Source organism: Vibrio sp. AIC-3, from assembly GCF_013114515.1.
GTDB lineage: Bacteria > Pseudomonadota > Gammaproteobacteria > Enterobacterales > Vibrionaceae > Vibrio > Vibrio crassostreae_C.
Genome location: NZ_VTXG01000020.1, coordinates 65,079 through 80,159, shown reverse-complemented (window position 1 = coordinate 80,159; position 15,081 = coordinate 65,079). Strand labels below are relative to the sequence as shown.

Annotated in this window: 12 protein-coding genes, 3 pseudogenes and 1 riboswitch; of the genes and pseudogenes, 11 read left to right on the top strand and 4 right to left on the bottom strand. The window is 44.9% G+C overall.

Going from position 1 to position 15,081, the window contains the following annotated elements:
- Positions 1 to 109 precede the first annotated feature (109 nt).
- Positions 110 to 247 (bottom strand): annotated as a pseudogene (locus tag F0229_RS14615) (site-specific integrase); the annotation flags it as partial.
- Positions 248 to 432: 185 nt separating this feature from the next.
- On the opposite strand from F0229_RS14615, the gene F0229_RS14610 reads away from it, so the two are divergent.
- Together F0229_RS14610 and F0229_RS14605 are read left to right on the top strand one after the other, a co-directional pair.
- A complete protein-coding gene (locus F0229_RS14610) occupies positions 433 to 1,878 on the top strand; it encodes an amidohydrolase (RefSeq protein ID WP_171733125.1) in 1,446 nt (481 codons plus the stop codon).
- A 220-nt stretch (positions 1,879 to 2,098) separates the two neighbouring features.
- Positions 2,099 to 2,275, top strand: a pseudogene (locus tag F0229_RS14605) (transposase); the annotation flags it as partial.
- 141 nt (positions 2,276 to 2,416) lie between these two features.
- On the opposite strand, the gene F0229_RS14600 reads toward F0229_RS14605, so the two are convergent.
- Positions 2,417 to 3,373, bottom strand: coding sequence for a GTP-binding protein (locus F0229_RS14600; protein WP_171733124.1), 957 nt, complete (start codon positions 3,371 to 3,373; stop codon positions 2,417 to 2,419).
- A 57-nt stretch (positions 3,374 to 3,430) separates the two neighbouring features.
- Entirely contained in the window at positions 3,431 to 5,059 is a 1,629-nt protein-coding gene (locus tag F0229_RS14595) for an amidohydrolase family protein (RefSeq protein WP_171733123.1), read from the bottom strand.
- Between the two features lie 61 nt (positions 5,060 to 5,120).
- Here F0229_RS14595 and F0229_RS14590 point away from each other — a divergent pair.
- Positions 5,121 to 6,151: pseudogene (locus tag F0229_RS14590) on the top strand (IS630 family transposase).
- A 133-nt stretch (positions 6,152 to 6,284) separates the two neighbouring features.
- On the opposite strand, the gene F0229_RS14585 reads toward F0229_RS14590, so the two are convergent.
- Complete coding sequence (locus F0229_RS14585; RefSeq protein WP_171733122.1) at positions 6,285 to 6,965, bottom strand: glutathione S-transferase family protein; 681 nt, start codon at positions 6,963 to 6,965, stop codon at positions 6,285 to 6,287.
- A gap of 497 nt (positions 6,966 to 7,462) precedes the next feature.
- Between F0229_RS14585 and F0229_RS14580 the strand changes: the two genes are divergently transcribed.
- The 8 genes from F0229_RS14580 (at position 7,463) to F0229_RS14545 (ending at position 15,053) form a co-directional block, all read left to right on the top strand.
- Entirely contained in the window at positions 7,463 to 8,560 is a 1,098-nt protein-coding gene (locus F0229_RS14580) for a YdcF family protein (RefSeq protein WP_171733121.1), read from the top strand.
- Positions 8,561 to 8,667: 107 nt separating this feature from the next.
- Complete coding sequence (locus F0229_RS14575) at positions 8,668 to 8,919, top strand: DUF2999 family protein (protein ID WP_004738856.1); 252 nt, start codon at positions 8,668 to 8,670, stop codon at positions 8,917 to 8,919.
- A gap of 411 nt (positions 8,920 to 9,330) precedes the next feature.
- Positions 9,331 to 10,359 (top strand): DUF4382 domain-containing protein, encoded by a 1,029-nt coding sequence (locus F0229_RS14570; protein ID WP_171733120.1) that lies wholly within the window; start codon positions 9,331 to 9,333, stop codon positions 10,357 to 10,359.
- 173 nt (positions 10,360 to 10,532) lie between these two features.
- The gene (locus tag F0229_RS14565; protein WP_171733119.1) at positions 10,533 to 11,273 is read left to right on the top strand and encodes an AraC family transcriptional regulator; all 741 of its coding nucleotides are present in this window, start codon (positions 10,533 to 10,535) and stop codon (positions 11,271 to 11,273) included.
- Positions 11,274 to 11,350: 77 nt separating this feature from the next.
- Positions 11,351 to 12,268: a DMT family transporter gene (locus tag F0229_RS14560; RefSeq protein ID WP_171733118.1), complete on the top strand. Its 918-nt coding sequence runs from the start codon at positions 11,351 to 11,353 to the stop codon at positions 12,266 to 12,268.
- Between the two features lie 98 nt (positions 12,269 to 12,366).
- Positions 12,367 to 12,478: riboswitch (TPP riboswitch) on the top strand.
- Between the two features lie 98 nt (positions 12,479 to 12,576).
- Entirely contained in the window at positions 12,577 to 13,461 is an 885-nt protein-coding gene (gene thiD / locus F0229_RS14555; RefSeq protein ID WP_171733117.1) for a bifunctional hydroxymethylpyrimidine kinase/phosphomethylpyrimidine kinase, read from the top strand.
- Positions 13,451 to 14,215, top strand: a complete 765-nt coding sequence (locus F0229_RS14550) for an ABC transporter ATP-binding protein (protein ID WP_171733116.1) — start codon at positions 13,451 to 13,453, stop codon at positions 14,213 to 14,215. The genes thiD and F0229_RS14550 overlap by 11 nt, the downstream gene beginning before the upstream one ends.
- A gap of 46 nt (positions 14,216 to 14,261) precedes the next feature.
- Positions 14,262 to 15,053, top strand: a complete 792-nt coding sequence (locus F0229_RS14545) for an ABC transporter permease (RefSeq protein ID WP_162299033.1) — start codon at positions 14,262 to 14,264, stop codon at positions 15,051 to 15,053.
- Positions 15,054 to 15,081 lie beyond the last annotated feature (28 nt).

The following is a 15,081-nucleotide window of genomic DNA, read 5'->3' as shown; positions in this document are numbered from 1 at the left end:
ATTGATGTAGGTAGTTTGTTTGGCGACGATTATCTGATCATAAATGAAGCCTTTTTTCTATCTAAATAAACAAGTTAGCTCTTAAGATCCTGTCTATGAGCAACAGCTAAATTTGTTCTTTCTGCAAGAACGCCATGGTGCGCTCATGGTCTTTGAATGGCTTTACTTCTCCCAATGGGTTTGGGCCTTTCCATTCTCCCAACTCTTTTAGTTTACGGAACATGGCTTTAAATCGCGCCAGTTCTGAGTAAGCCTTAGGTGAAAACGTAGAAACAACAAAGCCTGCCCGAGCTCTTTTTGAAGTGCTTGGTCCGTCTTATGGTAGTTATTGTTGCTAAAAAAAGAGGATAAGATTATTCACAAGTTCTCGGGAAAGCCAAAAAATAAGCGCAATGAGAAATATTTTTAACTTAATCTTTTAGGAATATGACAATGACGAACTACACCAAACTAGATCAGGAAGTAACTAACCTTGAGCAAGTTATTTGGGACATGGCATCTAATGTATGGGACTTCGCTGAACTCAGCTATGAAGAGTTCCAAAGCTCGGCGCTAGAAAGTGCGGTACTAGAGCAACATGGTTTTACTATTGAGAAGCGAAATGTGGCAGATCTAGCAACGTCATGGGTGGCGAGCTGGGGACAAGGTAAACCTATCATTGGCTATCTTGTTGAGTTTGACGCATTACCCGACCTTGGCAACGATACCGTACCTTATAAGCAACCAGCAAAAAATGGCAATACCAATGGTCATGGCTGTGGTCATAACCTGATTGGTTCTTCATCTATTGGTGCGGCCATCGCGTTAAAAAACCATATGATGAAAGAGAACATTCCTGGCACGATCAAAGTGTACGGTTGCCCTGCTGAAGAAGCGCTTAATGGTAAAAACTACATGGCAGCGACAGGTCTGTTTAATGAGCTAGATGTTTGTCTCCACAACCATCCGGCAATGGTAAATACGGCCATCAACTTCCATTCTGCAGCTTCGATTGATCTTATCTTTGAGTGGCACGGTGTGACCGCCCATGCTGGAGCAGCCCCTTGGGAAGGGCGCAGTGCGCTGCACGCAGCGGAGGTGTTTATTGTGGCTGCCAACATGATGCGCGAGCAACTAGAGCCGACTAGCCGTCTTCACTATCAAATTCTTAACGGCGGTTCTGCGGTGAACGTGGTGCCAGACTATGCCAAAGTACTAGTACGTTATCGCGGCAAGAGTGCCGAAAACATTCGCAAGCACAAAGATTGGCTGGAAGATATTGCCAAAGGTGCTGCAATGGCAACACAAACAAGATCTGAAATGACAAACTTAGGTGGAATTTATGACTGTCTGCCGAATGATGTCCTTGCAGGCAGTATTACTAAACATCTTAAACGCTACTTCCCAATTGATTGGAGCGAAGAAGAGCAACAATTTGCCAAGGCAATCCAAAAAGAAATGGGTAAACCAGAGCTAGGACTTGCAACCGATGTTATGGAGCCACAGTTTGGTCTTGAGGTGGGTGGTTCATCGGATGTCGGTGATATCAGTTGGAATGTGCCAACAATGGGTGTGATTTTCGCTTCTTGGCCAAAAGGTATTCCACCACACCAATGGGGCTGTACAGCGTGTAATGGTATGAGCATCGGCCAAAAATCTGGCCTACAAGCTGCTCGAGTATTGGCTGCTCAAGGTCTTGAGTTGTTGACCGATGCTGAGCTACTGCGTCAAACCAAAGAGGAGTTTATTGCTAAAAAAGCGGGACGCGAATACGTGTCGTTGAATGACACAGACACTAATCCTCGCGGGATTCTAAATGATGGGCAGTTGTCAAACTATGAATGCTGCCTACACACGGCAATGGATCAGTTCTCAGACTGCGGACACCACCATGGCTAATTGACACTAGTGAGCTTAGCAAAGGTACAAGCAGCCCATTCGATGTATTTCATCCGTCATAAGCGATTGTTAGCGATATCAATGATGAGTGCATAGTTTGGGTTGTGAACGGTATCGCACTCTTCATCGGGCAATGAGCGGGGCTTTGTTGCTTAAATCGATGGAACTAAATCAAGAAGCTACGATCTGATCGGCTACACCCATCAATCGTCGTAGTCTCATGCCTAAACCTCGTTACAAAACAACCAATTGGAAACAGTATAATAGAGCCTTGATCAACCGTGGTTCTCTGACCTTTTGGATTGATGAGGAAGCAATAGTCGAGTGGAAGCAAAACAAACAAGGTAAACCTCGCCGATTCAGCGACTTAGCCATTACTACCGCACTGATGGTGAAACCCGCTTTCGAAGCACTATGAGCCCGGAGATCAAGCGATTTTTAACCAACGTGTTGAAAGGATCGGGCCTTCACCGTTTTGGTGAAGGCAACGATAATGTGAGCTAAAATTGATGTATTGTAGCGCTACTGAACTACTGAACTACTGAACTACTGACTGATTGATAATTTCGGTCAAATGTTCTTTATCGAGCACACCTTTGGGAGCAATAAAGACAAGACGAGAGACACGCTCTCCATTCGGCCATTCATCCCCAACGACGATACTGGCACGCTGGCCTGTACATTGAAAAATGCATTGTCTGTCTTGGCGCTCAGCAAGGTTTAAAATTCCCTTCATACGATATATATCTAAAGAGAGCTTTTCGAGTATCGGGTGTAGCGTTTGCATCGATAGGACTTTATCCGTCTCAAATGAGAAGGTTTCGAAGTTATGCTTAAGCAGGCTAGACGCTGGAGTGGAATTGGTCGTGCTACTGGCGAGTATGCGATCAATGTCAGTAGAGCCTTCGAAAATAATCGGTAAGTCGATTTGTGAAAAGGTGACATCTAATCGTTTTGCGACCGCATTGCGCTCGTTACACCAGCTATGGACTTGAGTTAACTGATCCGCCGACACGAGATCCGTTTTGTTGATTAAGATAATGTCTGCTACGAGAATTTGTTGTACAGCAAGTTCCAACATAGGTCCTTCTAACTGCAGGATGTTATCTGCATCAATTGTCGTCACAATCGCGTTGATCGGGGCCAATTTTTTCAGCTCGTCATCTTCAAATTTTCTCGCTACATCAAGCGGTTCAGATATACCAGAAGTTTCAACAATGATATGGTCTGGGCGCTCTTCCAACGAGAGGATGCGCATGACTGCAACAATTAACCCTTCTGCAAGACTACAGCAGACACAGCCATTTTCTAGCTGCATTACCGTTTCATCTTGTGATTTAACTAGGTCAGCATCTATATTTACAGAGCCAAAATCGTTGACGATAACCGCTATTTTAAGGTCTTGCTTATTGGTTAATATGTGATTGAGTAGAGTGGTTTTGCCTGCACCTAAAAAGCCCGACAAAATGGTGACAGGGATGGCTTTATTGTTCATCGATTTCTCTTATTTGATTCTATGGCGGAGCGTATGCTCCGCCATTATGTATTGGGGTTACACGTTGCGAATGGCTTTACCAGGTAGGCTACCTTCGACACGTTGACCATCATCAATAATCAATTGGCCGTTAACCATAACGTATTTGTGTCCAGAAGATGTCTGACGAGGGTTGGTAAAATTAGCGTTGTCTTGAATGATGTTAAGATCAAACATGGTTATATCTGCATCACAACCGACCTGAATACGGCCTTTTTTCTTGATCTGTGAAGCGGTACCTTCAACTATTTTCGCAGGGATCAACGTGGTTTTCTCAATGGCGTCCACTAGTGAGAGTACACCGCGCTCACGAACCCAGCGAGCGAACAAGCGAGAAAAACAGCCTGCTGAGCGAGGGTGACTGAAAATGTTATCAGGCAGTGGCCAAATATCCTCTTCAATGATAGAGCCATCCATGCGGAACCATGGCATACCATCAGAAGCAATAGCACCGCCAGGGTACATGACAGCAAGGTCGAGCAACTCTTGATCCGATTGTGACTCTTCTTCGCGCAAGAAATGGAAGATGATCGGCGCACCTGGCTGGGCATTTTGCAGTTCGTGAAATGATTTTTCATTCATCGGTTTGCCGTTAAACTCAGCCGCGGCGTAATCATCAGCACCGAAACGAGCTAACCAATCTGGGCCACGCATGAATTCGGCACCAATACCCGTCGAGAAAGCACCGTAAGTATATGACTCAACGCTGAGATTAATTCCTTTAGACTGAGCTTGTTTAAGTAAATCAGTCGCCGCTTTAAGATCGCGTCCGGCCACACTGTTGATATGACACACGTGCATGTGGGCACCGGTAATGGCTGCAAGACCAATCTGTTCACCTAAGGCTTCAAAGGAGCTTTGTGGTTCCAAAACACTCATATAACGATCGTGCGTGTAGGTGGCGACATCGTATTTTTTCGCCATCTCAGCCAGTTGGTAATACTCTTTGCGTCCCATTCCTGGTGCATAGCCCGCATTGATTGAAATCCCGAGTCCACCTTCATTCAGACCATTTTCAATCAGTTTCAATATTTCGTCTAATTGCTCCTGATTCGGAATGGAGTTTTGCCAACCATCAAAAGTAAAGGCTTTTTGAAACCATGCCAGGGTGCCATCAGGCTTACCAACGCGCTCATCCATGACTACCGCTCGGGCGAAGCTCCATGCAACACCGAAACCATAGTTGGTAGGTCGCCCTTCTTTGGCTACGTGGTTGTAAGCATCGCTAATTGGGAAAAGACCTGATTCCAGTTCAAGCTGTGTGGTGACACCATCAAACGCTTGCATCCATGAACCCATGATTTGTTGACCGTGGGCATGCAAATCGATAAAGCCTGGTGATACAACCAAACCTGTCGCATCGATCACTTTATCGCCTTGAAGTGGGCTTTCCGAAATCGCCGCAATTCTATTGCCTTTAATACCAACATATCGAATTGCATCAAGCTTCGTTTCAGGGTCGATAACGCGCCCCCCTTTAATGACGGGATCAAAAGGCCCTTTTTCATTAGGTAAAATGTTCACCGTACTGGAGACTTCTGCTAAATCAGCAGCAATGGATTTTGCAAATGGAATCGATGCAGCGGTAGCAGCCAATGTTGTTAGTGCTTTGCGGCGACCCATGTTCATATTATCTTTTTCGTTCATATATACCCCTGATCATTGAAGATGCTTGATTTTCTTTAGAATCAGGATCATGCTACGAGCCATGAAAATTACACTGACTCCTCAACAGAAACTACAACTCGAACAAATGCACGACAATGAACGTGACAGTCGAGTTTGCGACCGTATTAAGGCTGTTTTGCTAGCTTCTGAAGGCTGGAGTCAGACTATGATTTCACAAGCTCTTCGTATTCATGAATCGACCGTTGCACGTCACCTCAGTGACTACGTTCTTTCTGAAAAACTTAAGCCTGAAAATGGCGGAAGCCAAAGTAAACTTTCTGCTACTCAAACCATGCACCTAATCGAGCATTTGACTGAGAAAACCTATTCTCATACTCATCAAATTGTCGCCTATGTTAAAGAGACATTTGGACTTGATTACACGGTTTCTGGTATGAACAAATGGCTTCACCACAATGGCTTTAGCTACAAGCAGCCGAAAGGCGTCCCACACAAGTTTGATGAAGCAAAACAACAAGCTTCATAGATGCTTATGAAGCACTAAAGGCAAGCTGTGGCAAGGATGAAACGATAGTTTTTATCGACGCTGTTCACCCAACCTTATCAACAAAAATATCTCATGGTTGGATACGAACTGGTAAAGATAAAGTGATTGAAACAACGGGAAATCGTAGCCGATTGAACATTATTGGCGCACTGAACCTGTCAGATATTGGGGCGACTATTGTTCATGATTATGAGAGCATTAACAGTGAAACGATTGTTCACTTCTTCTGTAAGTTAAGAGAGAGTTATCCGTTAGCCCATAAGCTTCATATCATCTTAGATGGTGCGGGATATCACCGCAGTGACTTGGTCAGAGATGCGGCGTTTGTCCTTAATATTGAACTGCATTATCTTCCACCTTACAGCCCAAACCTGAATCCAATAGAGCGGCTATGGAAAGTAATGAATGAGAAGTCGAGGAACAACGTTTACTTCAAAAGCAAACGGGATTTCAAGGCGGCAATAGACCAATTTTTTACTGTGACTCTTCCAGAGATCGCAGGCTCTTTGACATCTCGAATTAATGATAACTTTCAAGTTCTCAAGCCTGCATCTTCAAGTTGAACGGGTATATAGCATATCAATAGTATTGATATTTTAACTAGTGTGGTATCAGTTAATAGAAACAATACTATTGATTTTTAGATAGCTCGCCCAGTAATGAGCTTTCGCTCCACATCGTTTACTTCATGCTGAATTATTCGTTGATTGGGAAATTCGAAGGAAACAGTGCTCGTTTCGCTTCTTCATCACGTTCGGTTTTAAACTCAATGCCTTTGCCGATTTCGCGAGCACGCAGTGCAGCAGGGCGGACGTTGATTGCATCGAACCAGCGCTTCAAGTTCGGGTAAGGTTCTAAGCCTTCTTCACCAAGCACGACAGGTGCTTTATCAATCCAGCCCCATGCAGCGACATCGACAATCGTGTACTCATTTCCGACGATAAACTCACGACCTTCCATATGCTTCTCTAACACTTCGTAGTGACGTTGTGCTTCACGTAGGTATCGGTTCACAGCGTAGTCTAAGCCTGCTGGTGCAGCATGGCGGAAGTGTACCGATTGGCCTGAATATGGACCAAGGCCACTCGCGATAAACATCATCCAAGAGAGTAGTTCAGCTCTGTCTTCTGGCTGACCGCCAAGCTTGCCTGTTTTCTCTGAGAGATACAGAAGGATAGCGTTAGAGTCGAATACACGTTGTCCTTCATCTTCAATCGCAGGCGTTTTGCCATTTGGATTGATTAAACGATATTCCGCTGAATGCTGCTCACCCTTTAAGGTATCGACAGGAACAAGTTCAAAATCTAGGCCTGTCTCTTCCAAAAACAGAGCGATCTTCATTGGGTTTGGTGTTTGGTGAAAATAGAACTTAAGCATGGGGTAACTCCTTGTATTGATCATTTATTAAAGCACCACTTGAACGATCGTTCAATGGTTGATTTTGAATTATTTGAAGATCTTCTGACTCGCATTCCAACTCTATGTGTTGAAGACCTCGTTATTTGAGCGAGGGGTAAAATCGCGCGATTCAGTGTGTTGGATTTTAAGTTGTTGAAAAAATGAGCTTAAAGTGGTTTTTTTGATTCGTTGCTTTATGCGGAGTTCGGATTTGTGATGGGTGGTTTTTGGCGGGATAGGGCGTATGAAATCCGCAGTCAGATATTCCAACAAAAACGTTGAGCACTGGTTCAAACCAGAATTATCTGGATGCACAGGCTTATTGGTAAGTTCAAAATCGTGATCTGCTGCCACACCTTATGCAACAAATGAATATAAACGTTAGAGATTAAGGTGTGCTTCACGGTTTTTTAATCTTAGGGACTTACATTGGTGAGCAAATCTGATGTGAACACTTAACGACACAGGATCTTTTCATGAAAAAGAACATTATCGCCCTCGCTCTTGGTGGCATGCTGGCTTTTGGCGCAACATCTTATTCTTTTGCTGCTAACGACGGCGCAGTACAGGCTTCTGCGGATTACGCGCAGTTGGTGACTAAGCGACAAGTTGTCGACCAATTACTTCTTGATGCGTTGCAGGCGTTTAAGTCTCCGGCAAGAATTTCTCACGCGGGCTTTACGGCTAAAATGCCAAGCAACATGGAAATTGTGACTAACCGATTGTTAGAAGCTTACCAACTAGAACCTTACCGTACTGATTTGCTTATCTCGGCAGCGAACGCTCAGATCTACAACAAGAATGCAGAGCGCGCTATTGAGCTGTTTGAGCAAGCGCTGACGGTTGCACCAGACGATGTTGATCTTCATGCTTACCTTGCGGTTTGGCAGCGATTTGAAGGCAATGAAAGTGAATCCAATAAGCACATGGAGAAACTGGAAAGCCTGAACAAAGGTAAAGCAGAAGACATCAAACGCATTTTTGCTACGGTCGATCGCGTGCTAGAAACACCGCTTAAAGAATCTGCGGACAAAGGGTTGCTTGATGATCACGGCGCTATCGTTACTCTAGGTTATGCGCTGAATCCAGACGGCTCAATGCATCAGATCTTGATTGAGCGTCTTGAGACGACATTGGCGATGGCTAAAGCGAATCCGGATGCGATGATCGTGTTAACGGGTGGCGTGCCGAAGAACCACAAGACTGAAGGCAAGTTGATGGCGGACTGGCTTATCGATAAAGGGGTAAGCAAAGATCGCATCATTGAAGAAAACTATGCGACTAGCACGGTTGGCAATGCCTTGTTCAGTAGTTATGCGTTAGCTCGCCACAACATTAAACACGCGACGATTATTAGCTCGGCAAGCCACGTTCGCCGTGGTCAAACTCTGTTTGAAGTGGCAAGCTGGCAAACCGGCCCTCAGGGCATTACTTTCGATACGGTTTCTTACCCAGACAAGCCACTTTCAGAACTTAAGAAAGCAAGTGATGGGGAGCTACTAGGTATCTACCGTGATGCCCTTAGAACTTACGGGATGTGGAGCTACCGTTCTTACCCGTTAGAGTCTCGCTAGGTTTCACGTTACTTCACAGTAGGCAAAGTATAAGTTGCTAGTACAATCGAGCACAGCTAGATGGTATGCTGTGCTCCTATTTTATTTAGTGTTTCAAAGGTAAAAAGATGAACCCGATTCTAGCAATGTTGAAAGAGAACAATATTAGCGACGCACAGATCAGCGAGCTATTCCAAACGTTGACTGAAAACCCTCTTGCAGCAATGGCGACGATCAGCCAACTTGGTTTACCACAAGACAAGCTTCAAATGCTTATGGGTCAGGTAATGCAAAACCCTGCGCTAATCAAAGAAGCCGTTGAAGAGCTTGGCTTAGATTTCTCTAAGGTTGAAGCAGCTAAAGAGCAACTTCAAAAATAAGTGAGTTTGACTGAGTTGATATCGTCTTAGCTTCATCAAAATTCAATAAAAAGGTCGTTTAAGTTCAGCAATAGCTGCCTTAACGGCCTTTTTTGATCTTGGTGGTAAGTTAGAGCTTTGGTTGAGTTACTTTCAATCATCTTATCTGACGCAATACATACCGACCGTTTCAACATAATTGACAGCAAACTTGCCAAACTAAAAACCATATTGACAAATTACTTACTAAACTTAATTAACCTATGCGCGACTTGATATGTGTACCTTGGTTAACTGTGCATTTGTATAGAGATAGCCCTAATAAAGGGAGTAAATGTTAAGCAATGTACTGGTTACCAATGAGTCACAACAAAAAAGAAAAGGGCAACTGGCTAGGTCCTTTATTGAGCAGTGATTTATAGGAAATGAGTTATGAAGTATTTTAAGGAAACCGCTTTAGCGAGCCTTGTGCTGGCTGGGCTTGTTGGTTGTGGTGGTGACTCTGGGTCATCAAGCAGTACGACACCCATTACTTTGAGCGTGAGCGATGCGCCTGTCGATGATGTTAAAGATGTGACGGTGACATTCAGTAAGGTCGCTTTACTTCCCCAACGAGAAGGTTCGCCACTGATTTATGATGTATATAAAACGGACGAAAATGGCGATTATGTTGATGAGAACGGCGATCCTTTGCCAGATGGTGAGGACCCTATTCCATTAAGTGTGAATTTGCTGGATTATCAAGGCAGCGATGCGCTTCCTTTGATTGAAAATGAGGTCATTCCGGTAGGCAGCTATAAGTTGTGTGTGTTCGCAAATGACGGCGATCATCCAACAGATCCATCTTACGTGATAGAAAACGATGATACGGCCCATGAGTTAACGGTGAAAGGTGAAGGTGCGTGTCCGCAAGGTGTGGGTAAAGAAGATAACGCTGGCGTGCTTTACTTTAATGATTCGTTTAATGTGAACCAACAGAGTAACGATTTTGTTGTCGAGTTCGATCTTCGACGCGGCCTAAAGAACAGTTCGACTTTCCCTGATTACACTATTCAAAGAACGTCTGTAAGCCTTATCAATACGGTTGAGACAGGAAACATTGAAGGTACCGTTGCAACCACAACTTTCGAAGCTTGTAATCCTACAGACAATGGCACGTTCGTTCAGTCGGTTTATCTGTATGAAGGCAACGTCGATAAAGCTGACATGGCTCCGATTGGCGGCAGTGATGAAGTGAAACCGATCACTTCAGCGTCAGTGGCAATGAATGAAGCACAGACTAACTATGAGTTCTCTCTGGGCTTCATTGATCCAGGTACTTACTCATTGGGTTATACCTGTACTGCGCAGTTCGACAGTGATGAAGACAATGCTGATCCGGTTGCTGATGGTTTTGAAATCTATGATGTTCAAAACAGTGTTCAGGTAGTGGTTGGTCAGGATAGCCAAGTGTCATTCTAACCTTGAGGTGAATGACGATTTTTAATAAAAACGGCCTCTCATTTAGAGGCCGCTTTTGATCGTGTCACCTAGTGAGCATGAATTTGATGCGCATTGAGTGTGACTCTAGGGAAGTGATAATGTAACGTTGTATCTCTTACTTTAACCTAGCGAAATGTACTCTGGCGTTGCTCATGAAATCTAGCTTAAGCATTCGATCTTACACCAAGCAATTTAATACTCATGCCCATGATGGCTACCATCAATTGGTGCTGCCTATTCAGGGGAGTATTAGCATTGAAATGGTGGGGTATGTTGGCAAAGTTTCTGTCGGTGAATGTGTGGTGATTCCGGTAACCACAGCGCATGCGTTTAAAGCGGATGAAGCGGCACGGTTTATTGTTGCGGATATGGCGGAGTTGCCGCAGCACTTGTTAGAGCATGAGCTCTCGGTGTTTGCTATCACGCCACCTTTAATGAGCTTCTTGCTGTTCGTTGAAAAGCAGTTGGAATATCAAGTCGACAGTGGCATTGAGTCATCTATTTTGGATGTGTTTTTACTGCTGCTAGAGCAACAAGAAGTAAGCAAGAGCATCGACCCACGTATTCGCGCGGTACAAAGGCTCATCGCGGATAATTACGCCCAACCTCTCTCTATTTCTCAGCTTGCAGAAACGGCATGTTTGAGCCCCACTCAGTTTAAGAAACGCTTTAAAGAGTGCATTGGAATCAGTGCGCTTAAATACATCACTCGTTATCGTATGGAGAAAGCACAAGCCTTGCTAAGTCATACTGATTTACCCGTTCAATTGGTCGCAGAAAATGTGGGTTATAGTGACTTGTCTGCATTCAGTCGACGCTTCTCTCAGCACTTTGGCATGTCTCCAAGGGCGTTTTTGGGCTCGATGAAAGAGAGTCTTCCAAAACAAGAATAGCGTCCTTTTGGCAAACTAAACTTAGTATATGTTCACTATTATCTATTTCAGAAATGAAAATAGACTAGGTAATAGAAATGAATCTTGCCATCAATCGCGTTAACGAATTCCAAACGGGCACTTTAGCCATCGTGTTTGCTTCTGTTTTATGGGGCACGACAGGCACCGCCGCAAGCTTTGCGCCTGATCTCAGCCCATTAGTGATTGGTGCTTTCTCTATGGGCGTCGGTGGCCTAATGCAAGCGGGATTGGCGTATCGAAAAATCCTATTCGCTTTCGACAAGCTTTTGCAGAACAAGAAGCTGTTGACGGTGAGCGCTTTGGCTTTAGCGATCTATCCTTTAGCTTTCTATTCTTCAATGAAATTATCTGGCGTGGCGATTGGTACAGTGGTTTCGATTGCTACCGCACCTTTCTTTTCTGCTCTGTTAGAGTGTCTTATTAGCAAAAAGAATAATATCAACAAACGTTGGCTCACTAGCTTTGCGATTGGTGTGGTGGGTATTGGGTTGTTGGTGTTTTCAGAATCTTCATCGACGAATGAATCCGGTGATGATCTCAAGCTGTTCGGTATTGCTTTAGGTTTGCTCGCTGGGTTGTGTTACGCCATTTATTCTTGGGCGACTAAAGCACTGATCGACAAAGGGATTAAGTCACAAGCGGCGATGGGCAGTATTTTTGGCCTGGGTGCGATGCTGTTGCTGCCAACGCTCTGGTTTACGGGGGAGAACCTGTTTTCCTCGCAGATTAACGTATTAGTCATCAGTTATCTGACGTTAATCCCACAATGCTTGGGCTATATCGCGTTCAGTTTTGGTTTACGCCACGTGACCGCGAGTAGCGCCAATCTGCTGACTCTGTTTGAACCAGTAGTTGCAGCGGTGCTTGCCGTCTGTGTTGTCGGTGAGCTGATTCCTTTTACAGGCTGGTTAGGTATGTCTCTGATTGTGTTGTGCTTGTTTATACAGTCGAAGCCATCTAAAGGAACGTTATAAGTATTTGTTTTGTTTTGCCTAATTGAAATTTTTTCATGTGTAATTCTTATAATTGAATAAAATCAGTATCTCAGTTGTGAGAGTGCTGTTACTATCGTTATCAATAGTCGGGGGGCATATACCTTAGTTGGTGTTTGCTGAGATCGTTATTCGAGACCCGTTGAACCTGATTCAGTTAACACTGGCGTAGGGAACTATGATTACTTTGCCTACGTGGTTCAACAATGATCTCTCATTGCTTTCACCTCCACACTCTCTTTGCGGCCAAAGTTCGGTTCTCTTACGTCTTTTAGACAGTAGGAGCGACCATGACACAGCATTCCAATTCTCAAGTATCACCTAACAGCACTCAAACACCAGAAAACCAATCTTCTTCGATCAATACTCCGATTGTATTGACGATCGCTGGTTCTGACAGTGGTGGTGGCGCGGGCATTCAAGCTGATATTAAAGCCATGTCTGCAACGGGTAGCTTCGCTTGTTCGGTAATTACCGCAATTACCTCTCAGAATACCCAAGGCGTTTCCGCCATTTTGCCTATTCCACTCGACCATGTTGCTAGCCAGTTAGATGCGGTTTTTACTGATCTCAATATCGTGGCAGTAAAAGTCGGCATGTTGGCCGATTCGCAAATCATCAAAGTCGTCGCTGATAAAATTAAGCAGTACCAACCTAAACACTTAGTGATTGACCCTGTAATGGTCGCAACCAGTGGTGATCTTCTTTTAGAAAACTCAGCCATTACTACACTGAAACAAGAGCTGATTCCGCTGGCAGACATCATTACGCCTAATTTGCAGGAAGGCGCAGCACTAACGGGCAAAGCTGTGCCTGAAAGCGAAGCCGAAATGCAGGATATGATTGAAGACCTGCGTGCACTAGGTGCTAAAGCCGTTCTTCTCAAAGGCGGTCATTTAGAGAAGGATGAGAACAGTAACGACTTACTGATTCTGCCAACCACGTCTGCTTTGATTAGTGCGAAGCGTTTTCCTACCAAAAACACCCACGGTACGGGTTGTACGCTTTCATCTGCTATTGCTTCTTTCTTAGCGCAAGGCAACACGCTGTCAGAGGCTGTTGAGCTAGGCAAACAATACATTTCGCGCGCGATTGCTCATGCTGATGAGTTGCAAGTCGGCCAAGGTCATGGGCCCGTAAATCACTTCTTCGCTGGGCACGGGAATGTCCGTTAATACGGTGGGTGTTCAGCTCAGCAATGCCTCTTTACGTTATAACGACAGTGAGCACGCAACCTTATCGGGATTGTCGCTTAGCTTAAACGCAGGTAAGTGGACGGTATTGCTAGGTCGAAGTGGCTGCGGGAAAACCACGGTATTGCGTTATCTGGCAGGCTTGTTGGACGACAAGGTGGAGTGGCAGGGAACATTGACAACCTCTGATGAATTGCCTTTAACGGATCGCATCGCTTACATGGCGCAGCAAGATTTGTTACTGCCATGGCTATCGGTTATCGACAACGTGTGTTTGAGCCATCGCTTTCAAAATTCCGCAGATAAGCATAAAAATATCGAGCATAAAAATCAGGCGTTAGAGCTACTGATTTCTGTTGGTCTGGCTGATTACGCGGATGCTATGCCGGATCAATTGTCTGGTGGTATGCGTCAGCGTGTTGCTTTGGCTCGAACCTTAATGCAAGACAAGCCAGTCGTGCTGATGGATGAGCCTTTCTCTGCGCTGGATGCGGTAACGAGACACAAGCTGCAAAGTTTAGCGTGTGAACTGTTAAGGGGTAAAACCGTTGTGTTGATCACTCATGATCCACAAGAAGCGGTGCGTCTGGCGGATAACTTGTATGTGTTGCAAGGCACGCCTGCGAGTGCTCACTCTTTATCTGTGCCTCACACGTCAACGCCACGAGTGTTAGATGGTGAGTGTGCCGAGCTACAACAAGCGATCTTAGAACAGTTGGAGCGTGATTATGAATGAACTAACTCGAAGTGAAGCTACTGATAGCTCCAAGATAGAAAACTCAATGGAAGAAAGTTCAACTAACGCGCAGGCTAGCACAGCGCGTCCTCGCCAGATGAATCCTGTTATGCGTTTGCTTATTAGCAGTGCTGTGATTCTTGGTTTGTGGCAAATGGTGGTAATTATATTCGAGATGCCAAGCTTCATTCTGCCAGCTCCCGCAGAAGTCTCCCTCAAGCTGATTGAACGCTACGATGTGTTACTCAAACACACTTGGGTGACTGCGCAAGAGATCTTACTTGGTCTATTGCTCGGTTTATCCATGGGGCTTTTTTTCGCCTTGCAGATGTTGATGTTTGACCCGTTGAAGCGTTGGCTATTGCCTATCTTGATTGCTAGCCAAGCGATTCCTGTATTTGCGATTGCGCCAGTACTTATGCTTTGGCTTGGCTATGGCATCGCTTCAAAAGTGGTGATGGCGGCGATCATTATCTTCTTCCCTGTGACCACTTGCTGTTACGACGGTCTGCGTAATACACCGACAGGTTATCTTGATCTTGCTAAGACGATGGGTGCATCGAAATGGCAATTGCTCCGCTATATCCAACTTCCTGCTGCATTGCCAACATTGGCGTCTGGCATTCGTGTAGCGGTGGTGATAGCCCCAATAGGCGCAGTCGTCGGTGAGTGGGTAGGCTCCAGTGAAGGTTTAGGTTACTTAATGCTACAAGCCAATGCGCGCATGATCATTGATGAGATGTTTGCGGCCTTATTTATCTTGGCGGTGCTGTCTATCTCGCTCTACTTCATCACAGATAAGTTACTCAAAAAAGCCATCCCTTGGGAGAACCAGTGATGGCTTGATCAATAACACTTTGTTTAAT